The organism is Micromonospora sp. NBC_01739 (assembly GCF_035920385.1).
Taxonomy (GTDB): domain Bacteria; phylum Actinomycetota; class Actinomycetes; order Mycobacteriales; family Micromonosporaceae; genus Micromonospora.
This window is the reverse complement of the sequence record NZ_CP109151.1, coordinates 1951656-1976445: the sequence shown is the minus strand read 5'-3', so window position 1 is coordinate 1976445 and position 24790 is coordinate 1951656. Positions and strand designations below refer to the sequence as shown.

The window sequence follows — 24790 nt, the reverse complement described above, 5'->3', positions numbered from 1 at the left end:
CGGCGGCGGTGTCGCCGGAACCTACCGCCCTCGATGCGTGCCGCGGTTGCCGGGCTCTATTCTGAAGCCCAGCGCTACCGGGAAGTGACACATGGTCAAACACGTCGGATCGCCGGTCGAGCCGGTGCCGACCCCGGCTGTCGACCGCCCACCACGGGATCACCCCGGGCTGGTCGCCCTGGCCCGGGCCACCCTGGAGGCCAACTGGGCGCAGGCACACACCGTGCCCTCCCGGACCCTCTACCCGCACCAGTGGAGCTGGGACTCGGCCTTCATCGCGATCGGCTGGGCCCATCTCCGCCCGGAGCGCACCTGGTCGGAGCTGACCAGCCTGTTCGAGGCGCAGTGGCGCGACGGGCGGGTGCCGCACATCGTCTTCAACCCCGCGGTCTCCGACGAGGCGTACTTCCCGGGGCCTCGGTTCTGGGGTTCGACGCTGATCGAGGGGGCGCCGGCCCGGGCCACCTCCGGGCTGGTCCAGCCGCCGGTGCACGCGCTGGCCGCCTGGCACGCCTACCGCCGGGCACCCTCCGAGCGGGGCCGTGCCGCCCTGGGCTGGCTCTATCCGCGCCTGGTGGCCCAGCAGCACTACCTGAGCAGCCGTCGGGACCTCGGTGGTGCCGGGTTGGCCAGCATCGTGCACCCCTGGGAGTCCGGCCTGGACAACAGCCCGGCCTGGGACGAGCCGCTGGCCGCCGTGCCGACCGAGGAGGCGGTGCCGGGTGCGTACCGTCGGCGCGACATCGTGCACGCCGCGGCCGCGCACCGCCCCACGGACCTGGACTACGCCCGCTACGTCGCGCTCGTCACCGCCTATCGGGCGGGGGGTTACCGGGACGAGGACCTAGCCGATCGGCATCCCTTCCTGGTGGAGTGTCCGCTGTTCAACGCGGCCATGGGGGCGGCCGAGTCGGCCCTGGCGCAGATCGCCCGGGAGATCGGGGCGGATCCCGGCCCGCACCACCGGCGGGCCGCCCGGATCACCACCGCCCTGGTGGACCGGCTGTACGACCCGAGAACCGGCACCTTCCACCCCCGCGATCTGCGTACCGGCCGACTGACCCCGGCCCGGACGGTGCTCGGGCTGACGCCGGTGATCCTGCCCGACCTGCCGGCGGAGCAGGTCGAGGCGATTCTCGCCGAGGCCGGCTCATCCCGCTTCGGGCTGGCTGCCCGGATGGCCCGGCCGCTGCCCAGCCACGACCGCACCGCGGCCGACTTCGAGCCGCTGCGCTACTGGCGGGGCCCCAGCTGGATGAACATCACCTGGCTGGTCCGGTACGGGCTGCTGACCCACGGTCACCCCCGGTTGGCCGACGGCCTGGCCACCTCGATGATCGAGGCGGTGGCTACCGCGGGGTGCCACGAGTACTTCCACCCGGAGACCGGGGCTGGTCTGGGCTCCCCGGCCTTCAGTTGGACCGCCGCCCTCCTACTGGACCTGCTCGCCGAGACGAAGGGACGAGCCCTCGGTTGACGGCTGGTGCACAGCCGGGACCCCGGCTGACATCGGCCGGCGGGCGCGGGACGGATTCGGCGGGTAGGTTGCTGGCCAGGGCCCGGCGGACGCGCTTGCAGCGCCGTCGGTGTGGCGGCGGGACGGCCGCGGCCCCGGGTACGCCAACGGAGGGGCGATGGGTCGGGACAGCTTCGACGAGCGCCTCGACCGCCTCACCGGGGTCCTGGCCAGGATGAGCCGCGACGCCGGTACGGCGATCCGGCAGGCCAGCGTCGCCCTGCTGGACGTCGACCGGTACGCCGCCGAGACGGTGATCGCCGGTGACCTCGTCCTGGACCGCTGCCGCGCGCAGGCCGAGCAGATGATCCCCGAGGTGCTGGTACGGCACCAGCCGGTCGCCTCCGACCTGCGGCTGGTGCTGTCCGCGCTGCGGATCGCCGCCGCCCTGGAACGGATGGGTGACCTGGCCGCGCACATCGCGAAGGTGGTCCTGATGCGCCACCCGGTGGGGGTGGTGCCGCAGCCGGCGGTGCCGGTGCTGGCCCAGATGGCGGAGGCGGCGGCCCGGATGGCCGACAAGACGACCGTGCTGCTGGCCACCCGCGACCGGCTGGACGCCATGCAGTTCGGGCTCGACGACGACGAGGTGGACGCCGCGCAGGAACGCCTGCTGTCGATGCTGGTCTCCGATTGGCCCTACGGGGTGGAGTCCGCGATCGACCTGGCGCTGGTCGGCCGCTACTACGAGCGGTACGCCGACCAGGCGGTGAACATCGCCCGCCAGGTCGTCGACCTGGACGCCGGAACCCTGCGGCGCTGAAACCGGCGGTTGCCGCAGGGTCCCTCCGGCGCTGATCAGGCCGGCCTTATCCGGACATCCGGCGCCCAAGTGCCGGAACGTCACATCTCGTCGCCGGTGGGCCACCACCGGGGACACCGAGTTCACTCTTCGTTCACCTGGTTCCAGGGGTCCGGCTACCTGGGCCTGGCACCTTGACTCTCGTACGGCCCGGACGGGCTGATGCACCCCGATAGAGAGGCTTACCTGGTGAACCGCAACGTGCTTTCGCGGCGCGTCCTCGCTGGCGTCGCGCTTGCCGCGCTCGCGCTTACCGGCTGCGCAAGCAACGACAACAGCACGGAGCCCAGCGGCGGCGACGGCGCTTACGCGAACCTGTCCGGCGAGTTGAAGGCGTCCGGGGCGAGCTTCCCCGACGCCTACTACCAGGAGGTCGTCGAGGCCTTCAAGGATGAGGCCGGCAAGGTGACGGTCACCTACAACGCGACCGGCTCGGGCACCGGCAAGAAGCAGTTCGGTGAGGGTCTGGTCGACTTCGCCGGTACGGACAGCCTGGTCAAGGAGACCGACGGCGTGGCGCCGGGCTCCTTCCTCTACATCCCGACGGTGGCGGCGCCGATCACGGTCTCCTACCACCTGCAGGGCGTGGACAAGCTCCAGCTCAGCCCGGAGACCCTCGCCAAGATCTTCCAGACCGACATCAAGACCTGGGACGATGCCGCGATCAAGGCGGACAACCCGGGTGTGGAACTGCCCAACACCCCGATCGTCGTCGCGCACCGCTCGGACGGCTCGGGTACCACCAGCAACTTCACCAAGTACCTCGAGGCCGCCGCGGCGGGCACCTGGAAGCTCGGCAGCGGTGACACCGTGAACTGGCCGGCCAACACCCAGGGCGGCGAGAAGAACACCGGTGTCGCGCAGATCGTGCAGCAGACCAACGGTGCCGTGGGTTACGTGGACCTCAGCGACGCCAAGGCCACCGGCCTGAAGTTCGCCGCCATCAAGAACAAGGACGGCCAGTTCGTCGAGCCGACCCTGGAGGGCACCACCGCCGGTCTGGAGGGCGCCGAGATCGCCGAGGACCTGAGCTACAACCCGCTCAACGCCGCCGGTGCCACCGCGTACCCGATCACCGCGCCGACCTTCATCATCGTGCAGACCTCCTACGGTGACGCCGCCAAGGCGGACCTGGTCAAGGGCTTCCTCACCTACCTGCTCAACGACGGCCAGGACCTGGCCAAGGAGATCGACTTCGCGCCGCTGCCGGCCTCCCTCAAGGAGAAGGCACTGGCCCAGGTCGACAAGATCCAGAGCTGATCGAGACCAAGATCGCAGAGGGCGTCCAGTTGGGGACGGGATCACCGGATCCCGTCCCCAGCGGGGTACCCGAGCTGGAGTGAAGATGACCTTGACGAACAAGACCCCCGTCTCCCGGTCGACGCTGGCCCACCGCGGCGGCAGCGCCCTCGGCGACCGCCTCTTCTCCTGGTGGACCCTCGGCACCGGTCTGCTGGTGCTGGCGATCCTCGGGCTGATCCTGATCACCACCGTCCGCGAGGCCTGGCCGGCCTTCGACGCGATGGGCCTGCGCTTCCTCACCGAGCGGACCTGGGACCCGAACCCGGCAGCCGGCGACGCCATCTTCGGCGCGCTGTCCTTCGCGTACGGCACGGCCGTCTCGTCGCTGATCGCCCTGCTGTTCGCCGTGCCGGTCTCGGTCGGCATCGCGCTGTTTCTCACCGAGCTGGCGCCGCGCCGACTGCGCGGACCGGCGGTCACCGTGATCGACCTGCTGGCCGCCGTACCCTCGGTGGTGTTCGGCCTGTGGGGCATCCTGGTCGTCGCCCCCGCCATGGTTCCGGTCTACCAGTGGGCCCACGAGGTCTTCGGCGGCGTCCCGGTGCTGGGCAGCATCTTCGGCCCGGTCAGCAGCGGTCGCAACTTCATGACGGCCGGTCTCATCCTGGCGATCATGGTCACGCCGATCATCACCTCGATCACCCGCGAGGTGTTCAGCACGGTGCCCCGCGCGGACAAGGACGCCGCCCTGGCCCTCGGCGCCACCCGCTGGGAGATGATCCGGGGCGCGGTGTTCCCCCACAGCTTCGGCGGTCTCGTCGGCGCGGTGATGCTCGGTTTGGGCCGGGCGATGGGGGAGACGATCGCGGTGGCCTTGGTCATCGGCGGGGCCACGAACATCTCCGCCAACCTGTTCGCCCCCGGCAACTCGATGGCCGCCGTCATCGTGCAGCAGTTCGGTGAATCCACCGGCACCTTCACCGCCGCCCTGATCGGCCTCGGGGTGGTGCTGTTCGCGATGACGGTACTGATCAACGTGCTGGCCCGGACGGTCGTCCGTCGGGCCGAGGCCCGGATGAAGGGAAGCGTCGCGTGAGCGTCACCGCACCCCCGGCCACCCGCCCGGCAACCAGCGGACCCGACCTGACCCGGGCCGCCCTGTCGGGTCGCCGCCGCTTCACCAACCACCTCGCCACAGCCCTCATCTGGGGCGCCGTGCTGCTCGCCGTCATCCCCCTTGCCCTGGTGACCTACACGGTCGTCAGCAAGGGAGCGGGGGTGATGAACCTGTCCTTCCTGACCGAGGACATCCCGAACTCGTACCGCCGGGTGGGCGGCGGGATGGCGCCGGCCATCGTCGGCACCCTGCTCATCACGGGGGCCGCCGCGCTGATGGCGATCCCGCTGGGGGTCTTCGGGGCGATCTACCTCAACGAGTACGGCAAGCAGCGGCCACTGGCCCGGGTGATCCGGCTGATGGCCGACGTGATGACCGGTGTCCCGTCCATCGTGATGGGGCTTTTCGTCTATCTCAGCTGGGTGCTGCTCGTCGGCCAGCAGACCGGGTTCGCCGGGGCGCTGGCCCTGGCCTGCCTGATGCTGCCGGTGGTCATCCGCAGCAGCGAGGAGATGCTCCGGCTGGTCCCCGACGAGTTGCGGCAGGCCAGCATGGCCCTGGGTGCACGCAAGTGGAAGACCACCCTGACGGTGGTGCTGCCGGCGGCGATCTCCGGCATCACCAGCGGGTCCCTGCTGGCGGTGGCCCGCGCCGCCGGCGAGACCGCGCCGATCATCATCGTCACCGGCATCGTCTTCACCCCCAACTGGAACCTCTTCGACGGCTCCAACACCGCCCTGCCGGCGCAGATCTTCCGCAACGCCAGCACCTCCTTCCCGGCCGCCCAGGACCGGGCCTGGGGCGCGGCCCTGACCCTCATCGTGATCGTGCTCAGCTTCACGATCATCGCTCGTTTCATCTCCAGCCGGTTCGCCATCAAGGAGCGCTGACATGGCCAGCTACGACACCACCCTGACCACCCGTCCGTCCGTAGCGATGCACGCCGCGGGCAACAGCGGCGCCGAGTCCACCGAGGCGCCGGTGATGCAGCTGCGCGACGTCAGCGTCTACTACGGCAGCTACGAGGCGGTTCGCGGCACCACCATGCCGATCCAGCAGAACCAGGTCACCGCGATGATCGGGCCCTCGGGCTGTGGCAAGTCGACAGTGCTGCGGGCCCTGAACCGGATGAACGACCCCATCCCGGGTGCCCGGGTCAGTGGCGAGGTCTCCTTCCACGGCCAGGACCTGTACGCCCGCGACGTCGACCCGATCCAGGTCCGCCGCCGCATCGGCATGGTGTTCCAGAAGCCCAACCCCTTCCCGAAGTCCATCTTCGACAATGTCGCCTACGGGCTGCGGATCAACGGCATCAAGGGCCGCCTGGACGACCATGTCGAGGAGGCCCTGACCAAGGCGGCCCTCTTCGACGAGGTGAAGGACAAGCTGCGCAAGAGCGCCCTGGCCCTGTCCGGCGGTCAGCAGCAGCGGCTGTGCATCGCCCGGACCATCGCGGTCAAGCCCGAGGTGATCCTGATGGACGAGCCCTGCTCGGCGCTCGACCCGATCGCCACGGCGAAGATCGAGGACCTGATGACCGAGCTGACCAGCGACTACACCATCGTGATCGTCACCCACAACATGCAACAGGCGGCCCGGGTCAGCCACTACACCGCCTTCTTCACCGCCGAGGTGGACGACCAGCAGGTGCGGCACGGCCGGCTGGTGGAGTACAGCCAGACCGGCAAGTTGTTCACCAACCCCGCGGACAAGCGTACGGAGGACTACATCACCGGTCGCTTCGGCTGAGTGACGGCGTCGCGTTGGCCGCCCATCGGGTACGCGGACACCATCACCCGTACGCCGCCGAGGCCCTGCTGGACGTCGGCGCCCTGCAACCGGACGCCGCCGTGGTCCTGGTGGCCGTGCCGGTGGCGTACCTGCCGCAGGTCACCCGCCTGCTGACCGACCTGGAAGCCCGGCGGCGACACGGATCGGTGTCGCGACGCCGCCCCCCTGCCGGGCCCGAGGCCCCGGCCGAGGGGTGGACGATCGAGGACCTGCGGCGGTTCAGCCTGGGCCGCAGCGCCACCCACCGTACGGTCGCGGCGCTGCTCGACGCCCTGGCTGCCGAGCCGGGACGACAGTTCACCGTCGAGGAGTTGAGCCGACGCACCGGGCTGCCCCGGCAGAAGATCGTCGGGGCGATGGCGGGACTGACCCGGGTGTTGAAGATCCACCATGACTACCCGAGGCGGGGCCTTCCCTTCGACCGGGTACCCGGGCGGCCGGAGGCCCCCCGCGAGCGGTGCTACCGGGTGGACCCGGATCGGGCCGCCGACTGGCACGCGGCCCGCCGCTCGCGCCCCGACCGAGGAGGGGCCGTCGTTTAGTCGGACCGGGCGGGGGTAACCAGCGCCGCTCGTGACGAGGGGAGGGTGCGGTGCGGTTTCCCCTGTTCGTCGACGCGGTGTCGCGTCGGTCCGGGCTGTCGACGGACCTGTCCGCCGCGGTGGCCCGTGCGGTGCTGGGCACCCTGGCGGAGCGGATGACCGGCGAGCCGACGACCGATCCCACCGGGTACCTGCCGCAGGAGTTGAGCGGGCCCTCCGGTGAACTGCTCACCGACGGGCCGGGGGACTTCCTGCGCCGGGTAGGGGCCCGGGCCGGAGTGGACGAGCAGACGGCGGGCCTCGGGGCGGCGGCGGTCTTCGCGACCCTGCGCGAGGCCGTCACCGTCGACGAGTTCCGGGCCCTGGTGGCCGGGCTGCCCACGGCCCCGGACGGCACCGTGGATCCGGTCGCCGGGCCGGACCAGACCTGGCCCTGAGCGGCCGGCGGCCAGCAGTCCGGTCGGGTACGCCTCCCTGCCGCCGGGAGGGTGGGCCCCGGCCGGTAGGCTGCCCGCCGTGGCAGGTCTGTTGAGGAGTATGGCGGCTCGTGTCGGCGCGGTGATCCCGTCCCCCCGGCGTTCCGGGCCGACCCCGGCGAAGGTCGCGCGGCCCCGTCAGGTGACCGCGCTGCAACGCCGTCAACTGTCCTACGCCCCGGAACCCGACGGCCAGGCCGACCCGGGGGAGATCGTCTGGACCTGGGTGTCCTACGAGGACGATCCCCGTCAGGGTAAGGACCGGCCGGTGCTGGTGGTGGGCCGCCACAGCAGGACCCTGTTCGGGCTGATGCTCTCCAGCCGGGATCGCGACGGCGAGCGGCACTGGCTGGCCCTCGGGCCGGGGGAGTGGGACCGGGAGAACCGACCCAGCTGGGTGCGGCTGGACCGGGTGCTGACCATGCGGGAGGACGGCATCCGACGCGAGGGCGCGGTGCTGGATCGGGCCCGTTTCGACCGGGTGGGCGCCGCCCTGCGTAACGGCTACGGCTGGCACTGAGATGCTTCTATAGCTGTCAAGTGGTGCTGGTGGCTGGGTGGGCGCTGTTCAGGGTCCGGAAGAGTTGCCGGCTGATGTAGCGCTTGAGGCTGCGCATGATCTCGCGTTTGGTGCGTCCTTCGCGTGTGCGGCGGGTCACGTAGTCGCGGGTGCGGGGGTCGTGGCCCATGCGGACCAGCGCGACGGTGTAGAGCGCTCGGTTGAGGCGTCGGTCGCCGCCGCGGTTGAGCCGGTAGCGGGTGGTGTTGCCTGATGAGGCCGGTAGTGGTGACGCGCCGGCCAGGGCTGCGAACGCGGCTTCGGAGCGGACGCGGCCAGGGTGGGACCAGGCCAGTAGGACGGTGGTGGCGACGACGGCGCCGACGCCTGGCAGGGCGAGCAGTTGTGGTGCTTGTGCGGTGACAGTTTCGTGTAGCGCGGTGTGGTTGGCGGCGAGTTCTGCGTCGAGGGCACGGATGCGACGCGCTAACCGGGTCGCCTCGGCGCGGCAGACGGCCAGGGTGGCGTTGTCGTTGCGGGTGCGCCAGGCCGCGATGGCGGCGATCGTGGTGGTGGTCAGGGTGCGGCGGGCGTCGATGTCGAGGTTGACGGTGCGTAGCAGCGCGGTCAGCGCGGTCAGCGCGTTGACCGCGCGGGTGCGTTCGCCGTTCATCTGTTCGCGAGCCGCTGTCAGGACGCGCAGGGCTGTGCGATCGCCGCCGGCCCGTGGCCAGCACAGTTCGTTGATGTCGAGGCTGCGAGCTGCTTGGGCCATCGCGACGGCGTCCACGACGTCGCTCTTGCCCCGGCGACGCCGGGTGGTGGCCGCGACGTCGGGGGCCTCGGCGACGGTCAAGCCGGCTGCAGTTAGCTGCTCGGTGAAGGTGGCGCCGTAGGAACCAGCGCCGTCGATGACGATCAGCGTCGGCGCCTGGTGGGTGTGGCGTTGGATCCCGTCGACGGCACGGCGCAGCCCTGACGGGCTGGTCGGGAATTGAGCCTGCTGCCCGAGTGCGCCGGTGCCAGCGGTGATCAGGGCGAGTGTGTGGGAGGCGGCGTGGGTGTCCACGCCGATGACGAAGTCGTACTGGTCTGCGACGATGGCCATGGCGGCGTACTGCCTTCCCGGGAGACGTCGTGACGGCGTCGGCCCGGGAGATGTGTGCTCTCGAGGCAGGACTGTGATGAGCCACGATCCGCTGCAACGGACCGGGCAAGCTTCTGATCAAGCCACCGAGAGGGGCAGGGCCGGCGCCCGACCACGGACCGGATGGGCAGATCTCACTGAGAGCACCCTGTGGGGCCACCATTTTCATGAGCCACACCCAGCCGCGATCATCACGCTGACCCAGCCAGCCAGCCAGCCAGCCAGCCAGCCCCAGGCCAGCCAACACCTACCTTCAAAGTAAAATCCAACGGCTGACCTACGCGATTCTCGACGACACCCTGTCCCGATCTACCGCGTGTACGAACAAAAGCCGCGCACTACTCTGGGAACCGACTGTATGGGATAAACGTGCAGGTCATCGCTGGCACTGCCGAACGCTTCGTCTGGACGTCGGCGGCGATGACCGGCGAGGCACACGACGTGACCGTCGCCTGCGCCCGATAGCGGAGAAACTCTACCTTATTCCTCGGTGGTTGGCCATTATGAAACAGGCGCAAAATCACGTCGGCAACTGCCTATGATGCCGAGTTCTGTAGCAGCCAAGTAGCTATTAGCGCGGACGTGAGCGGCGCGTTGAGGAAATATTCACGAGGCTTCCGGGGTTGTTACATGAACCACTGAAAGAGGTTGCAGCTCACCGCTCCACCTGAGGTGACCACTCGCCCGCAAGTTTTTCAAACCCCGAACCACGACCCCAAACGGGAACTCTTGCCCAGCCGCCGTCACCACCGCCGCAGCAACACAGCCATCGGATCCAGCCTTGCTTATCTCATGCAGGATCGCTCGGTGAACGACCTCGTCACGAACCATCAACCCAGCATCCACCGAGTGCCTGATCGCCGTATCAACTGCGGCATGAAGTTCCGAGGCGCCGCTACCTGTCACCGAGGTCACTTTAGAGATATCCGCCAGCAGTTGCTCCCTCAGCGAAGTCATCTCCTTAGTTAGCGTGGCCGCGATCGTGGCCGCACTATCGTCCGTTGTGTCATCGTTGCGGGTCGACCAGACTGCAGCTCGCATGTCGCCGAACGTCTCTCTAACGAGCGAAAATGTGTCAGCATGGAGATAACGCAACTGCTCATCTAGAACTGAAACGGCCTTTTCGACGCGCTCCGCAGTCCCTCGGATCTGCTCTTGAGCGTCATTGCTGAACCGATAGAGAACAACACTGAGCCAGACAGCAAACATACCCACGATAAGAGATACGATGCCCGTGACGAAAGAAATTATAGTTACCGCTGTGTTCATGAAATGGACGCCATCCTCGCGGCATCACGCTGCGCCGTTAGGCGGATACCCGCCGCCCTCAGAAGCAAAATGCGGGCCAACTTGTAGCGCAACAATTCAAGAGCAAGCCACACCTGATTCAGACGCTCATCGCCACTGCGCTCCCGGCCCACCCGCCCACTCTCGGAAAAACGTGGATCACGATGATTATCTAACGATTCCCTCACCCTAGAGTCGCTCCCTGACGCCGACCGCCGGAGTTCTCTTGCATAAATCCTCGCTCCACTCAGCGACAGTGCATCTCGCCACCCGCCGTTGCGAATCCGCAAGTTCTGTAGGAGCCGAGCGAAAATGCGGGCTTCCAGGTCGCTGGGCGTGACTCCGCTGCGTTCAATCCTGCCGAAGTTGATTGGTGCAATTCTTGCACCCTCCACGACGTTCTTTTCACTCTCCGTTGATCGCTCAATCGCTGTCACCGATTCTAGAGAATGCGGGTCGAGGAATCCATCCTGGGCCTTGCGTTCTGGACTCATTACTGGCTCCCTTGCTCCATCGCTCCTTGATGCTTCGCTCGATGTCGACAACCTGGGCGTTTCGCAACCTGGCCTGCTCACGGATCTGCGCACCTACCTCTAGGGCAGCAGGGCTGGGCGCGTTGTACGTCGTAGTCCGCATCGTGAAAGGAGTGGTCGGAACGTCGTCCACTAGCAGTTGCGCTACGCAGAATCTGTTTTGGAGGCTACGTAGCGTGGCTGAATCAACCGGCGTGCCTAATTCATCGGCAATCCTTCCAGCGTCCGTGCCCACGCGAAATGAAATCATCGTCCCGACGTTACCGAAAACAGCTCGCTCTATTCTGTTTCCGAGCCGCCCCATCGCATGCAACTGTCCTAGGTGCTGATGCGCTACCACAAGATTGAGCCGATATTTCCGAGCCTCGGAAAGAATCGTTTCAAAACTGTCGGACGTAAAGTTTTGAAACTCGTCAACATAGAGGTAAAAATCTCTTCGAGACTCTTCGGGGTCCCAAGCCCTGCGCGTCGCTGCCCAGAGCATTTTGCTCACCACCATGCCGCCAAGTGCCGCCGAGTTCAGGCTGCCAAGCTTGCCCCGCGACAGATTGACCAAAAGTATCTTTCTCTCATCCATCACAGCCTTAAAGTCGAACGTGGAGCGCGTCTGTCCGACGACTCGCTGAACGGACGGCGCTGAGATAAACTGCTGAAACTTTGACGTAAACCAGTTCATCACCTCCTGCTTTTGGTATTCTGTCTTTGTTTGCCACTCTTCCCTCCACCAACGCTGGAGCTCGTCATCGGCGATTTCGGAAAGAACCGAGTTCCTGAACTTGTCGCTGGCGAACAGGCGTGGAACCTCAAGTAGGGTTGCCGGCTCGCGTAATGCCATGAGGGTCTGACATGCTATCCGGGTCATCTGCTGCCCTACTGGTCCATACATAGACACGTCATAGTCGACCATCCGCATGACCATCATGATGATCTCTTGAACAAGGAAGTCCTTCTCGCTGGTCAGATCGTTCGACGTTGCTTCGAGGAAGTTCAAACCTGCCACTCGCTCTGGATCAGCCGGATCGAACAAAATGACGTCATTGGCGCGACTCTCAGGAATGTGGCCGAATACCGCCTCGACGAGATCGCCATGTGGATCAACTACACAGACACCGGACCCCTTGTTAATATCATTTACGATCATGTTCAGTAAAAGCATCGATTTGCCGGTTCCAGTCTTGCCGATAATATAGACGTGTCGGCGACGGTCGGCCTTCTTGATGTGGACAGGAAGGGGTTCCTGATAACTCGGATGCTCGGCTTCGCCGAGCAGTAGTCCATTCGACGGCAAGTTTGCGACAGGCGCATGGTAGGTTCGAAATGTACGCTCCCGGGATGTGGCGATCCGCTCTGTAGGTAGTCGGAACACCGACAATGCCTCGCTAAGCGCAAACTTGTCCAACAGGTTCTGCAAGGATGGCGGAAGTATATCTCGACCGTACGAAGTTGTAGAGCTAAAGAACCGCAGATTCGCCAGCGATTCTGTTGCGCCTCCCAGTTCGTCTCCCGTGGGGCGCACGTATGCGTAGGATTTGCGGCCGCTAACCTCGGTTCCTAGGAGGTTAATTACATATTGTGATATTGGTCGGTCTGACGCAAGGCGGACCGCAACCCGAAATGGTGTGCTCGTGCCACGCTGGCCTCCGCCATCTTCTGTTAGCAGCAGTCTAAGGTCCTTGAGGTCGCGATCATCCGATGGGAGGATGTCGCTCTCGTAGCCAAACAATTCAAGCTCACGGCTTTCGTCCTCGGTCAGCTCATGCGGCTCAAGGTAGGTGGAGAAGCACACTTGTCCTTCCTGGCGAAGCAGCATGTCCACCGTGCGACTCATCGGGCTTCGGCCCTCGAACCTAGATGTACGGAGTGGGCGCAGCTTTGTCACCCGACGCTGCAGCTCTACATAGTCCGTCACTTCGAATGGCTGCAGGTACATCCAAATGTCGCCGCTGTCGATATGCGTGACCCGGTAATCATATTCTTCGAGGTGGAGGCTGAGCAGCTCGCCGAACTGGTGTCTGAAGTTTGTGGCGATGGCCTTCTCTCGAGCGACTCCACCTGGCGCGAAGTTGAGGCGACACAACAGGGCGACGACGAGCTGTTTCCCAGTTAATGACGAGTCTTGGATCGCGAGATACCGCAGATCGAACGCCAAGCTATTTACGCCCGGTGGCGGATAGGCGAGAGACGACAGCAAGCTTTCCATATCGACATCTAGCCGCTGCTTGTCGTCGCTGAGGAGAGTTCGTGACGGGGTCACGCGATATCCTACAAGATCGTAATTGTCGACCGAGCCGTACCCGTCCTGCTTTCCGCTGACCCTCGCCACCATTCGATCCCCCAAGGTCATTCCAACGCGGGCTAGACTCCGGCTGTCCTTGCCAGGCTCATTCATTCAGGTGAGCCGATGCTAGTGCATCTCAGTTGTGCTGTCGCCCGGATGAGAGGCTGGGGTGTCTGGCCTTTCGCATGGTCTTGACGGTCTATACGTCCGAAGGAGCCTATGGCAGGGCCGCCGACGATGCTGCTGGTCGATCTGGGGAGATGAAGACTGAGCCGTTCCCAACCTGATGGTGCAGGTCAGTGGTGTGGAGGAGGCCGGTGGTTGGGTGAGGTGAGGCTCCCGGTAAGACAGCGAGCGCTTTTCATCGTGGGTTTTGGCTGGTCGGGCTGAGGTTCCCCCGGTAGCTCGGAGACTTTCGATCGTGGTCTTATAGGCCCTGACCAGGAGGTTCTCTGTGCCCGCCCCTCGTAAGTACCCGGACGAGCTGCGCCAGCGTGCGGTGCGGCTCTACCGGGAGTCCGACCCCAAACCGGTGATCAAGCGTCTGGCCGAGCAACTCGGTGTGCATCCCGAAGCGTTGCGTAACTGGATCCGCCAGGACGAGGCCGATCACGGTGAGCGCTTCGACCGGCCCACCACCGACGAGGTCGAGGAACTGCGCCGGCTGCGCAAAGAGAACGCCGAGCTGCGCAGAGCCAACGAGATCCTGAAGGCCGCCTCGGCTTTTTTCGCATCGGAACTCGACCCGACCCGGCGATGGTCATGACGCTCGTCAACGAGCTGAAGGGCCGCTTCGGGGTCGAGCCCATCCTCCGGGTCCTGAACATCGCGGCGTCGACCTACTACGGATGGCTGGCCCGAGACGCCGCTCGCGGACCGCGGGAGGTCGAGGATCGCGGTCTGCTGTCAGAGATCGTCGACATCCACGACCGGTCCGGGCAGACCTACGGCAGCCCGCGCGTGCACGCCACCCTCGCCCGCCGGGGCATCCGCGTCGGCCGCAAGCGCGTCGAGCGGCTGATGCGTGAACACGACCTGCACGGCGCGTTCCTACGCAAGGGCTGGCGGGGCGGGTCCACGAAGCAGAACCCGAAAGCCGATCCGGCGCCGGACCTGGTCAACCGGAACTTCACCACCGACGCCCCGAACCGGCTGTGGGTGGCCGACGCCACCCGGATCGTCACGGGTGACGGGGTGTTGTGGCTGGCCGCGGTGCGTGACGCATTCTCCAACCGAATCGTGGGCTGGAAGACCTCCGACCGGTGCAACACCGACCTCGTCCTGGGCGCACTCGAGTACGGGATCTGGTCACGTGACGTGCGCGACGGACAGTTGATCCACCACTCGGATCGCGGGGTAACTACACCTCGTTCCGCTTCACGCAACGCCTGGCCGACAACGGCATCCTGCCCTCGATGGGGTCCGTCGGCGACTCCTACGACAACGCCCTTATGGAGAACTTCTTCTCCACCCTGAAGATCGAACTGGTTTACCGATGCTCGTGGCGCACCCGCGACGAGGCGGAGAACGCGATCTTCACCTACATCGACGGCTGGTACAACCGCGAACGCATCCAGAAAGACCTCGGCTGGCTGTCCCCGGACGAGTACGAGGCTGCCTGGTACGCAAAGAACGTCGATCCAACGAACCCCGTGAACACCACCCATGAGCAGGCCGTGGCCTGCTAACCAGCCCTCCGCGTGATCGGGGGTACCTCACAGCGTGATGATCGCGGCTGGGTGTGGCTCATGAAAATGGTGGCCCCACAGGGTGCTCTCAGTGAGATCTGCCCATCCGGTCCGTGGTCGGGCGCCGGCCCTGCCCCTCTCGGTGGCTTGATCAGAAGCTTGCCCGGTCCGTTGCAGCGGATCGTGGCTCATCACAGTCCTGCCTCGAGAGCACACATCTCCCGGGCCGACGCCGTCACGACGTCTCCCGGGAAGGCAGTACGCCGCCATGGCCATCGTCGCAGACCAGTACGACTTCGTCATCGGCGTGGACACCCACGCCGCCTCCCACACACTCGCCCTGATCACCGCTGGCACCGGCGCACTCGGGCAGCAGGCTCAATTCCCGACCAGCCCGTCAGGGCTGCGCCGTGCCGTCGACGGGATCCAACGCCACACCCACCAGGCGCCGACGCTGATCGTCATCGACGGCGCTGGTTCCTACGGCGCCACCTTCACCGAGCAGCTAACTGCAGCCGGCTTGACCGTCGCCGAGGCCCCCGACGTCGCGGCCACCACCCGGCGTCGCCGGGGCAAGAGCGACGTCGTGGACGCCGTCGCGATGGCCCAAGCAGCTCGCAGCCTCGACATCAACGAACTGTGCTGGCCACGGGCCGGCGGCGATCGCACAGCCCTGCGCGTCCTGACAGCGGCTCGCGAACAGATGAACGGCGAACGCACCCGCGCGGTCAACGCGCTGACCGCGCTGACCGCGCTGCTACGCACCGTCAACCTCGACATCGACGCCCGCCGCACCCTGACCACCACCACGATCGCCGCCATCGCGGCCTGGCGCACCCGCAACGACAACGCCACCCTGGCCGTCTGCCGCGCCGAGGCGACCCGGTTAGCGCGTCGCATCCGTGCCCTCGACGCAGAACTCGCCGCCAACCACACCGCGCTACACGAAACTGTCACCGCACAAGCACCACAACTGCTCGCCCTGCCAGGCGTCGGCGCCGTCGTCGCCACCACCGTCCTACTGGCCTGGTCCCACCCTGGCCGCGTCCGCTCCGAAGCCGCGTTCGCAGCCCTGGCCGGCGCGTCACCACTACCGGCCTCATCAGGCAACACCACCCGCTACCGGCTCAACCGCGGCGGCGACCGACGCCTCAACCGAGCGCTCTACACCGTCGCGCTGGTCCGCATGGGCCACGACCCCCGCACCCGCGACTACGTGACCCGCCGCACACGCGAAGGACGCACCAAACGCGAGATCATGCGCAGCCTCAAGCGCTACATCAGCCGGCAACTCTTCCGGACCCTGAACAGCGCCCACCCAGCCACCAGCACCACTTGACAGCTATAGAAGCATCTCACTGACTCCCGGCGCACCGACTGCACCCGCACTCGGCCGTGTCGGTCAGCACTCGGCCAGGTGCGGTGTTTCGCGTAACGCCCGGCGGGAGCGGGCCGCCCCCAAACTCTTGGCTTCGTACATCGCCGCGTCGGCACGGTCCAAAGCCTCGATGAGCTGGGTCCCGTGCACCGGTGCCAGCCCGACCGAGGCGGTCACCCGGACGGTGGTGGGGCCGAGACAGATCGGTGCGGCGAGCATGTCGTACAGGCGCCCGGTGGCGTGGTCGATCCAGCGGTGGTCGACCGTCGGGCTGGCCAGCAGACCGGCGAACTCGTCACCCCCGAGCCGGGCCACCAGATTGTCTCCGGCGAAGGTGGCCAACCGCTCGGCGACACTGATCAGGACCTTGTCTCCGGCCGCGTGGCCGTACCGGTCGTTGATCTGCTTGAAGTCGTCCAGGTCGAGGATCACGGCCACCAGGGGTCGGCCGGCGGAGTCGGTGAGCAGCGCAGTCGCCAGCCGGTAGAAGGCACGCCGGTTGGGTAGACCGGTCAACGGATCGTGGCTGGCGGCGTGCCGCTCGGCGGCGAGTTCAGCCTGAAGGCGGCCGATCTCGGCCTCGGCACGTACGGCTCGGCGACCCATCTGCCACGAGGAGAGCAGGGCACCCACCGCACAGATGCCGGAGGCGACCGTCAGCGGATCCGGCACAAGATCCTCCCCTCGCCGTCACACGCGCCCACCCCTGGCCGACGAGCGTCGCCAAACATGTCCGTTTCCCCTGGTGGAAACCAGGTTTGCGTAACAGATTGTGAGCGGATGGGCACCACACACATGCGCTATCATGCTCGCTGTCCATTGCAGATGCAATAGCAGATGCACGTGCAAATGAACGAGAAACCACATCCTCGTGCCGCTACCGCTCCTCCCACGGCGTCGGCGCCTACCGGAGAGAACAGACACCCCATGCAACAGCCGCCCAACGGTGTCCCCGCCAACGAGTTGCCTCCCCTCGCCTGGCTGAAGAGCCGTCGCAGTAATCCCAGTGGGAACTGCGTCGAGCTGGCCCAGTTGCCTGGGGGGGCGGGTATCGCGATGCGCAACTCCCGACACCCCGAGGGGCCGGCGCTGATCTACACGGTCGACGAGATCGCGGCCTTCGTGCGCGGGGCCCGCGATGGAGACTTCGATCATCTGATCGGCTGACCCGGGATCCCACCGACGGGATTTGTTGTGCACGGGGATGGATGTTCACCTCACTGAAGGTTCATGGCATGCTTACACGTCGGTCGGGCCGGTCCACCGGCACGATCGACGACGGCATGCGGAGGGCGGCAGGTGACCATGGTTTCCGCCGAGGAGGGCGCGGCGGTAGGCCCGACCGTGTTGCGGATGCTGCTGGGCGCACAGCTGCGGCGGCTGCGGGAGTCGTGCGGGGTCAGCCGGGAGAGCGCCGGCTGGGAGATCCGCTCATCCGAGTCGAAGATCAGTCGGATGGAGCTGGGCCGGGTCGGCTTCAAGGAGCGCGACGTCGCCGACCTGCTGACCCTCTACGGGGTCACCGACGAGAAGGAACGCGCCGCCCTGCTCAAACTGGCCCGGGACGCCAACAACCCAGGGTGGTGGCACCGGTACGGTGACGTGCTGCCCTCGTGGTTCCAGTCGTATCTCGGCCTGGAGGCGGCGGCGGCGCTCATCCGCAGCTACGAGGTCCAGTTCGTCCCGGGGCTGTTGCAGACCCGGGAGTACGCCCGCGCCGTGGTGCGACTCGGCCACGGCCAGGCCGATCCGGCGGAGATCGAGCGCCGGGTGGACCTGCGGATGCACCGCCAGGAGTTGCTGCGTCGACCGCGTCCGCCCCGGCTGTGGGCGGTGGTCGACGAGGCCGCGCTGCGCCGGCCGATCGGCGGGCCGAAGGTGATGCGGGGTCAGTTGCAGGCGATGCTGGAGGCGACCCGTACCCCTAACGTCCGGTTGCAGGTCGTGCCCTTCGCCGCCGGTGGACATGCCGCCGCCGGGGGCGCCTTCACCATTCTGCGTTTCGGCGACCAGGACCTGCCCGACATCGTCTACATCGAACAGTTGACCAGCGCGCTCTACCTGGACAAGCGGGAAGACCTGGACTTCTACGCGGTGGCCATGGAGCGCCTCTGTGTGGAGGCCGAGCCGCCGGAGCGTACCCCGGAGATCCTGGAAGGGATCATCGCGGAGTTCGCGGACGACTGATCGGTCGCTGCCCCACCGTCACTTTCCGTCATTCGATTGACATCCGTCGGTTGGTGCGGCTAGTCTCTGGATCGATCCAGTCTGAATCGATCCAGAAGGGAGGGGCCGGTGAAACCCACCCTGCGCGCGGTGGCCGAGGCGGTCGGTGTCTCCCGCAGCACCGTGTCGAATGCCTACAGCCGCCCGGACCAGCTCTCCAGGGAACTGCGGCAACGCATCCTCGACACGGCCCGGGAGATGGGCTACGCCGGCCCGGACCCGACCGCCCGGTCACTGCGCCGCGGCTACGTCGGCGCCATCGGGGTGCTGTTCACCTCCCGGCTGTCCTACGCCTTCACCGATCCCTTCGCCACGCAGTTCCTCACCGGCGTGGCGCAGGCGGCCGAGCGGCACGACAGCAGCCTGCTGCTGGTGCCGCTGCCCGCCGACGCGGCCGGTGCCCGCAAGGCCGTGGAGAACGCCGCCGTCGACGGGTTCTGCGTCTACTGCGGCGGCGACGAGGAGGGGGAGATCGTCGACACGATCCGTGACCGTGGACTGCCCTTCGTCACGACCTCGGCCCGCCCCCGGGCGGAGGACCGGTGGGTGGGCATCGACGAGCGGGCCGCCGCCCGGTCGGTGGCCGAGCATCTGACCGGGCTCGGCCATCGGCGGATCGCCCTGCTAGCCGACAGCGTGCTGCCGGACGCCGCGCCCGGGCGGGTCCGGGTCCGCGAGGTGGCCGAGGTGCCGCACCCCACCACCCGGGAACGCCTGGCCGGTTTCGCCGACGCCCTGGCGGCCGTCGGGGTCGACTGGCCGCACCTGACGATCCTCTCGGCGGCCGACAACAGCCGTCCCGCCGGTGCCGCCGCCGTGCGCGCGCCGGATGCCCTGCCCGAGCCGATCACCGCCGTGCTGGCCTGCGCCGACGTGCTCGCCCTAGGCACCCTCGACGCCCTGCGCGATGCCGGCCGACACCTCTCGGTCACCGGCTTCGACGACATCGCCGAGGCCGCGCCCGCCGGCCTGACCACCGTGCGCCAACCCGGCGTGGAGAAGGGGCGTCGCGCGGCGGAACTCCTGCTAGACCCGCCCGTGGACCCCGACGCACACCAGATCCTGCTGCCCACCACGCTCGTCGTCCGGACCAGCACCGGACCCGCCCCGAGGAGTTGACCATGGAACAGCCCACCGGCTTCGTCTTCGCCATCGACGCGGTCACCCGACACGTCAATTCCGCTCGGCCGGACGCGCCGATCATTCCCGATCCGCCGCGTACCCCGCGCCTGAACGGTGCCCGCCACCTCGCCGCCGTGACCCTGCGGCGACTGGCCGACCAGATCCAGCCCGCCCCGCGGACCGCCACCCCGTACTGCACCCGGTAGCGACCGACACCGCAGACACCTACGGCCCGGCCCGCGCACCACCCGCACCGCCGGGTGGTGCGCGCACCGACCGACCAGGCAGACTGGGCGCTGATGTCCTCCTTCACCCCCCACCTGCGCCTGCACGACCGGTACGTGGTGCGTGAGCGCATCGGCCTCGGCGGCATGTCCGAGGTGTGGCGTGCCGAGGACGAGGTCCTCGGCCGCCCGGTGGCGGTTAAGGTGCTGGCCGCCAGCTTCGCCGCCGACCCCGATCTGCGGGCCGCCATCCGCCGCGAGGCCCGCGCCGCGGCCCGGCTGGCTCACCCCCACGTCACCCAGGTGTACGACTACGGTGAGGCCGCCCTGGACGGGCGGGTCGTGCCGTACCTGGTGATGGAACTGGTCGAGGGGCGCAACCTGGCCGACCGGCTGGCCGAGGGGCCGCTGGCCTGGCCGGCGGCCCTGCGGATGGCCGCCCAGGTCGCCGCCGCCCTGGCCGCCGCCCACCGGATCGGGGTGGTGCACCGCGACATCAAACCCGCGAACGTCATGCTCACCGACACCGGCGCCAAGGTGCTGGACTTCGGCATCGCCGCCCTGGCCGGGCCGCCGTCCGCCGCCGGGACCGTCGGTGAACCCATGATGGGCACCCCCGCGTACACCGCCCCCGAGCGGCTGCGGGCCGCCGCACCGGATCCGGCCAGCGACGTGTACGCCCTGGGGGTCCTGCTCTACCGCGCCCTCACCGGTGCGGTGCCGCTGCCGGTGAGCAGCTGGGAGGACGCCCTGGTGGTGCACGCCAACCGGCGTCCGGTGCCGCCGCTGCGGGTGGCCGGGCTGCCGGCCGACTCCGCCGCCCTGGTGCTGGCCTGCCTGGACCCGGAACCCGGGCGGCGACCCACGGCCGGGCAACTCGCCGCCCGATGGCACACCGCCGCCGCGAGCGCAGCCGGCCCCACCACGGCCGTGCTGCCGATCATCCCCGGCCACGACGAGCCGACCACCGCCCCGGCGGGAGCAGCGGGTCATCCACCGACCCTGGTCGACCGTCCCGACCCGGAACAGCACAACCACGCGGGGCGCTACCCCCAGCAGGCGACCGAGCCCTGGTCCGCCCGCCCGACCCCTGGGCCACTGTCCCCCGTGGACCGGTCCGGCGGCCCCACACCGGCAATCCCCGGCCCACGCCGCCGCCCTCCGGTCGGGGTGGTGGCCGCCGCCCTGGTCGTCCTGGTGGGGCTGGGGGTGTTGCTGGTCCCCGACGGGGCCGACGATCCGGCCCCCGCGGCTGCGCCGGCCAGTGCCCCGGCCGCCGCCCCCACCTCGGCCGCGCCCGCGACGAAGCGCCCCAGCCCGTCGCAGGCACCCCCCGACCCGGTCAGCCTGCGGGAGTTCGCCACCGAGTTCATCGCCCTGCTCACCGAGGCGCAGCTCACCGACGGTCTCGACCGCAAGGTGGCCGACCGGCTCCGCAAGGACCTGGCCAAGCTCGCCGCCGGCAAGGCCGAGGATCGGCAGAAGCGGATCGAGGACCTGCGGGAGCGCCTGGAGAAGGAATCCGACCGGGGTCGGATCCCGGGCGACTTCGCCGACCGCATGGACGACCTGCTCGACCGGGTCGAGGACGCCCTGCCCCGCGACGACTGACCCAGGTCAGGTCAGGATCGCCAGGGCGTACTCCCCGGGGTCGCCGCCGGCCCGGGCCAGCACCGTACCGTCCGGGGCCCACACCGCCGAACGGCCCGCCGTCTCCCGGTAACCGCCGCCGGTCGGTCCGGCGAAGCTGGCCACCGCTACATGCACCCCGTGGGTGGTGGCCGTGCGTAGGGCCCGTTGGTCGGGTACGGCCACATCGGCCGCCGACTCCAGCACGGCGGCCAGGTAGACGTCCACCCCCAGGGCACAGGTACGGGCGGCGTGTTCGGCCACCCCGGTGTCCTTGCAGATCGCCAGCCCCAGCCGCCAGCCGTCCACGGTCAGCACCACCGGCTCCGCACCGGGCAGGAACCGGCGGGGCTCGTACCCACCGAGCCACATCTTGCGGTACGCCACCCGGGCCCCGGTGCCGTCCACCGCGACCAGGGCGATGTGGTCCCCGGCCACCGGTGCGCCGACCAGGGCCAGTGACCCGGCCGCCGCGCAGGCCTCCACCAGGGGAGCCAGCCGGGGATCAGCCGGATCGACCGGGGCAGCGTCCAGCTCATATCCGGTCAGGGACAGCTCCGGAAAAACCACCACCCGGGCCGCCGCCGCCTCGACCAGGGCCGCGTGAGCGGCCACGTTGGCCCCGATGTCGTACGCCCGACACCGGGGTTGGGCCACCGCGAGCCGCAGGCGGTCACGGCCGAGTTGATTCTCCACTGTCGCCCACCCTAGGTTCTCCCCTCATGCCGAGTCGATACCCACACAGCGCCATCCCGCGATGGTTCGTAGGGTGGTACAGGTGATTCACATTCCGCGTGCCGCGTCCCCTGTCGGCGTCGTCAGTCAGTCCGCGCCGCCCGAGGACGGGCTGGTCGGCTTCGTCACCGACCTGGTGGAGCGCCTGGGCGGACCGGGCGCCGGCCTGGCCGTGGCGCTGGAGAACCTGTTCCCACCCATTCCCAGCGAGGTGATCCTGCCGCTGGCCGGGTTCGTCGCGGCCCAGGGCCGGATGAGCGTGGTCGGCGCGATCTTCTGGACCACCCTCGGCTCCGTGCTGGGGGCGCTGGCCCTCTACTGGATCGGCGCCAAGCTGGGCCGGGAGCGGGTCCGCGCGATCGCCGCCAAGCTGCCCCTGGTGAAGCTCAGCGACATCGACCGCACCGAGGAGTGGTTCCTCCGACACGGGGTCAAGGCGGTCTTCTTCGGCCGGATGATCCCGATCTTCCGGAGCATGATCTCCATCCCGGCCGGTGTGGAGCGGATGCCGCTGCTCACCTTCGTGGTCTACACCACCCTGGGCAGCCTGATCTGGAACACCACCTTCGTGCTGGCCGGATACCTGCTCGGGGACAACTGGCACCTGGTCGAGTCGTACGCCGGCATCCTCCAGAACCTGGTCATCGTCGCCTGCGTACTCGGGTTGGGGTGGTTCGTGGTGACCCGGCTGCGCCGCTCCCGCCGGTCCGGTGGCCTGCGGTCCAACGACAGCGGGGCCGGGCTGACCGACGCGGAACCGGCCAGCGTCCCCGACCCGCAGGGACGCGGCACCATCTACCGCAGCGCCTGGGCCCAGGACCACCGACTGGACCGGGAACCACCCCGCTGACCGGCCCTCGGCCCTTGGCAGCTGTGGCAGTGGAGCTGTCCGACACGCCGGGTGCTCAACAGCCCCACTGCCACAGCCCCGGCCCGGCGGGCCTCCGTGGGAGCTGCCGGTGCGGCAGACTGGGGCGATGGAGGGTGGACCGGGCTGGGCGGACGAGGTCGGGGTGGTCGAGTTGCCCGGCGGGGTGCGGGTACGCGGGCGACGGATCGCCGATCCCGCCTCCCCGGCCGACTTCAGTCTGCTGCTGGCCCCCGGGCCGGCCCCGGCCTGGGCGCACCGGCGGGTGCGCTGGCCGGACTTCTGGGTGCCGACGGACCGGGCCGACGCCCTGGCGGCGTTGCGGGAGGCGCTGCGGCGCGGATACGCCGGCCAGCGGGTGGAGGTGGCCTGCCGGGGCGGCACCGGGCGTACCGGCACTGCCCTGGCGGCGTTGGCGATCCTCGACGGGCTGCCCGCCGAACAGGCGGTCACCTGGGTCCGGGCCGCCTATCGCCCCAAAGCGGTGGAGACCCCGTGGCAGCGCCGCTGGCTGCGCCGACTACCCGAGCACCTGAGCCACCCCACATGAGGTGATCCCGGTGTGCGCGGTCGCCGGTCGACCGGTAGGACCAAGGCCAACGGCCCGGGGTGAAGTGAGCGCGGTCCGGGGGTGAGGTGCCGAGCCTGAGGTGGAGTGAGCGCGGTCCGAGGTGGAGTGAACCTGGGGTGGAACGGGTGCGGCCCGGGGTGACGGCGTCACCCCGGGCCGTTCGGGTTTGTCGGGATCAGCGAACCACGCAGGGGCGGGCCAGGTTGACCAGGTCACCCGGCCGGTTGCCGTTGACCCGGCCGATCGCGGTGGCGATCCGGTTGATGGCGGCCACCCGCCGGTCCTCCAGCGGGCCGACCACGGCGTTGCGCACGAAGTTCGGGCCACCCTCCGGCCGGACCGCCAACTGCGCCAGCCGGGCGTCGGCCTCGGCGATCTGCTTGTCCAGGTTGGCCAGCTCGCGTTGGACCTCGGCGACGGCCTGAGCGGGTACGGCAGGCAGCCGGTCGCCGACGCTCGGGCAGCTCACCTTCTGGGCGACCCCGACTCCACCGTTGCCGGCATTACCGTTGCCCGCGTTGCCGTTGCCCGCGTTGCCGTTGAGGGCGCTGGGGGTGCCCGGGGGGTTCAGGCCGCAGGTGGCCAGGCTGGCCAGGTCGGGGCGCTGTCCACCCACCCGGTTGATGTTGATGCCGATGCGGTCGAGGGCGGCCACCCGCTTGCTGGCCAGGGGGCCGAGGATGGCGTTGGAGATGAAGTTGGCGCCGCCCTGAGGGTTGGCGGCCTGCTGGGTGAGACGGGCGTTGGCCTCCTCGATCTGCTTGTCGAGGTTGGCCAGTTCCTGTTCGACTCCGGCGGCCGCAGCGGCGGGCACGGAACCGAGCTTGTCCCGTACCGTCGGGCAGTTCGCCGTCTGCGCGGCGGTCCTGGCGCTGTCATCGGCCGAGGCCAGCGTCAGACCGGCTCCGAGCAGGGTCACCGCGAGCAGGCCGACCCCGCCGACCTTCAAGGCCGCGTGCTTGTGGTGCCGTAGCGTACGCCTGACCATGCGTCTCTCCTCATGATTGACCGGCCGGAGGGGTCGACGAAGGTCGCCCGCCGGCTGATGCGACGTGTGGGGCCCGGGGGCGGTACGACGACGGCGGTCGGCCCGCCTGCGTGTCGTGCTCCGGGTGGGAC

General features: G+C 68.5%; 24 protein-coding genes and 2 pseudogenes. 20 read left to right on the top strand and 6 right to left on the bottom strand.

The window, feature by feature from the left end:
• Window positions 1–91 precede the first annotated feature (91 nt).
• From OIE53_RS08805 to OIE53_RS08765, 9 genes are all read left to right on the top strand, one after another.
• A complete protein-coding gene (locus OIE53_RS08805) occupies window positions 92–1477 on the top strand; it encodes an MGH1-like glycoside hydrolase domain-containing protein (RefSeq protein WP_327026096.1) in 1386 nt (461 codons plus the stop codon).
• Window positions 1478–1634: 157 nt separating this feature from the next.
• Window positions 1635–2279 (top strand): phosphate signaling complex protein PhoU, encoded by a 645-nt coding sequence (phoU, locus tag OIE53_RS08800; RefSeq protein WP_327026095.1) that lies wholly within the window; start codon window positions 1635–1637, stop codon window positions 2277–2279.
• Window positions 2280–2507: 228 nt separating this feature from the next.
• Entirely contained in the window at window positions 2508–3578 is a 1071-nt protein-coding gene (gene pstS, locus OIE53_RS08795) for a phosphate ABC transporter substrate-binding protein PstS (protein WP_327026094.1), read from the top strand.
• Window positions 3579–3663: 85 nt separating this feature from the next.
• A complete protein-coding gene (pstC, locus tag OIE53_RS08790) occupies window positions 3664–4656 on the top strand; it encodes a phosphate ABC transporter permease subunit PstC (RefSeq protein WP_327026093.1) in 993 nt (330 codons plus the stop codon).
• On the top strand, window positions 4653–5567 hold the full coding sequence (gene pstA / locus OIE53_RS08785; RefSeq protein WP_327026092.1) for a phosphate ABC transporter permease PstA: 915 nt from the start codon (window positions 4653–4655) through the stop codon (window positions 5565–5567). The genes pstC and pstA overlap by 4 nt, the downstream gene beginning before the upstream one ends.
• Window position 5568: 1 nt before the next feature.
• Window positions 5569–6426, top strand: a complete 858-nt coding sequence (pstB, locus tag OIE53_RS08780; RefSeq protein ID WP_393339175.1) for a phosphate ABC transporter ATP-binding protein PstB — start codon at window positions 5569–5571, stop codon at window positions 6424–6426.
• A 14-nt stretch (window positions 6427–6440) separates the two neighbouring features.
• Window positions 6441–7010, top strand: coding sequence for a hypothetical protein (locus OIE53_RS08775; protein WP_327026091.1), 570 nt, complete (start codon window positions 6441–6443; stop codon window positions 7008–7010).
• 50 nt (window positions 7011–7060) lie between these two features.
• Window positions 7061–7447, top strand: coding sequence for a DUF2267 domain-containing protein (locus OIE53_RS08770; RefSeq protein WP_327026090.1), 387 nt, complete (start codon window positions 7061–7063; stop codon window positions 7445–7447).
• 79 nt (window positions 7448–7526) lie between these two features.
• Window positions 7527–8006, top strand: coding sequence for a type II toxin-antitoxin system PemK/MazF family toxin (locus OIE53_RS08765; protein WP_327026089.1), 480 nt, complete (start codon window positions 7527–7529; stop codon window positions 8004–8006).
• Between the two features lie 12 nt (window positions 8007–8018).
• Here the strand turns inward: OIE53_RS08765 and OIE53_RS08760 are convergent.
• From OIE53_RS08760 to OIE53_RS08750, 3 genes and pseudogenes are all read right to left on the bottom strand, one after another.
• Window positions 8019–9093: pseudogene (locus OIE53_RS08760) on the bottom strand (IS110 family transposase); the annotation flags it as partial.
• 645 nt (window positions 9094–9738) lie between these two features.
• Window positions 9739–10401 (bottom strand): hypothetical protein, encoded by a 663-nt coding sequence (locus OIE53_RS08755; RefSeq protein WP_327026088.1) that lies wholly within the window; start codon window positions 10399–10401, stop codon window positions 9739–9741.
• Between the two features lie 441 nt (window positions 10402–10842).
• A complete protein-coding gene (locus OIE53_RS08750; protein ID WP_327026087.1) occupies window positions 10843–13275 on the bottom strand; it encodes a type IV secretory system conjugative DNA transfer family protein in 2433 nt (810 codons plus the stop codon).
• Between the two features lie 409 nt (window positions 13276–13684).
• On the opposite strand from OIE53_RS08750, the gene OIE53_RS08745 reads away from it, so the two are divergent.
• The 4 genes and pseudogenes from OIE53_RS08745 to OIE53_RS08730 all read left to right on the top strand — a co-directional run.
• Window positions 13685–13996: a transposase gene (locus tag OIE53_RS08745; protein WP_327026086.1), complete on the top strand. Its 312-nt coding sequence runs from the start codon at window positions 13685–13687 to the stop codon at window positions 13994–13996.
• Window positions 13993–14706 (top strand): IS3 family transposase, encoded by a 714-nt coding sequence (locus OIE53_RS08740; protein WP_327026085.1) that lies wholly within the window; start codon window positions 13993–13995, stop codon window positions 14704–14706. The genes OIE53_RS08745 and OIE53_RS08740 overlap by 4 nt, the downstream gene beginning before the upstream one ends.
• Window positions 14682–14918: an IS3 family transposase gene (locus OIE53_RS08735; protein ID WP_327026084.1), complete on the top strand. Its 237-nt coding sequence runs from the start codon at window positions 14682–14684 to the stop codon at window positions 14916–14918. Before OIE53_RS08740 ends, OIE53_RS08735 begins: the two co-directional genes overlap by 25 nt.
• 268 nt (window positions 14919–15186) lie before the next feature.
• Window positions 15187–16261 (top strand): annotated as a pseudogene (locus OIE53_RS08730) (IS110 family transposase); the annotation flags it as partial.
• 59 nt (window positions 16262–16320) lie between these two features.
• Here OIE53_RS08730 and OIE53_RS08725 read toward each other — a convergent pair.
• Window positions 16321–16968, bottom strand: coding sequence for a GGDEF domain-containing protein (locus OIE53_RS08725; protein ID WP_327026082.1), 648 nt, complete (start codon window positions 16966–16968; stop codon window positions 16321–16323).
• Between the two features lie 255 nt (window positions 16969–17223).
• Here OIE53_RS08725 and OIE53_RS08720 point away from each other — a divergent pair, with 255 nt between their 5' ends.
• From OIE53_RS08720 to OIE53_RS08700, 5 genes are all read left to right on the top strand, one after another.
• Window positions 17224–17463 carry a DUF397 domain-containing protein gene (locus OIE53_RS08720; RefSeq protein WP_327026081.1) on the top strand — a complete coding sequence of 80 codons (240 nt, stop codon included), beginning with the start codon at window positions 17224–17226 and terminating at the stop codon, window positions 17461–17463.
• 186 nt (window positions 17464–17649) lie between these two features.
• Window positions 17650–18483, top strand: a complete 834-nt coding sequence (locus OIE53_RS08715) for a helix-turn-helix domain-containing protein (protein WP_393339471.1) — start codon at window positions 17650–17652, stop codon at window positions 18481–18483.
• A gap of 108 nt (window positions 18484–18591) precedes the next feature.
• Complete coding sequence (locus OIE53_RS08710) at window positions 18592–19641, top strand: LacI family DNA-binding transcriptional regulator (RefSeq protein ID WP_327026079.1); 1050 nt, start codon at window positions 18592–18594, stop codon at window positions 19639–19641.
• A gap of 2 nt (window positions 19642–19643) precedes the next feature.
• A complete protein-coding gene (locus tag OIE53_RS08705) occupies window positions 19644–19850 on the top strand; it encodes a hypothetical protein (protein ID WP_327026078.1) in 207 nt (68 codons plus the stop codon).
• 57 nt (window positions 19851–19907) lie between these two features.
• Window positions 19908–21479 (top strand): protein kinase domain-containing protein, encoded by a 1572-nt coding sequence (locus OIE53_RS08700; RefSeq protein ID WP_327026077.1) that lies wholly within the window; start codon window positions 19908–19910, stop codon window positions 21477–21479.
• Window positions 21480–21485: 6 nt separating this feature from the next.
• Here the strand turns inward: OIE53_RS08700 and OIE53_RS08695 are convergent, their stop codons facing one another.
• Window positions 21486–22193, bottom strand: coding sequence for a carbon-nitrogen hydrolase family protein (locus OIE53_RS08695; protein WP_327026076.1), 708 nt, complete (start codon window positions 22191–22193; stop codon window positions 21486–21488).
• Window positions 22194–22275: 82 nt separating this feature from the next.
• Between OIE53_RS08695 and OIE53_RS08690 the strand changes: the two genes are divergently transcribed.
• Both OIE53_RS08690 and OIE53_RS08685 read left to right on the top strand, forming a co-directional pair.
• On the top strand, window positions 22276–23082 hold the full coding sequence (locus OIE53_RS08690; RefSeq protein WP_327026075.1) for a DedA family protein: 807 nt from the start codon (window positions 22276–22278) through the stop codon (window positions 23080–23082).
• A 127-nt stretch (window positions 23083–23209) separates the two neighbouring features.
• Window positions 23210–23650, top strand: a complete 441-nt coding sequence (locus OIE53_RS08685; RefSeq protein WP_327026074.1) for a protein-tyrosine phosphatase family protein — start codon at window positions 23210–23212, stop codon at window positions 23648–23650.
• A gap of 196 nt (window positions 23651–23846) precedes the next feature.
• Here OIE53_RS08685 and OIE53_RS08680 read toward each other — a convergent pair whose 3' ends face one another.
• A complete protein-coding gene (locus OIE53_RS08680; protein WP_327026073.1) occupies window positions 23847–24659 on the bottom strand; it encodes a hypothetical protein in 813 nt (270 codons plus the stop codon).
• Window positions 24660–24790 lie beyond the last annotated feature (131 nt).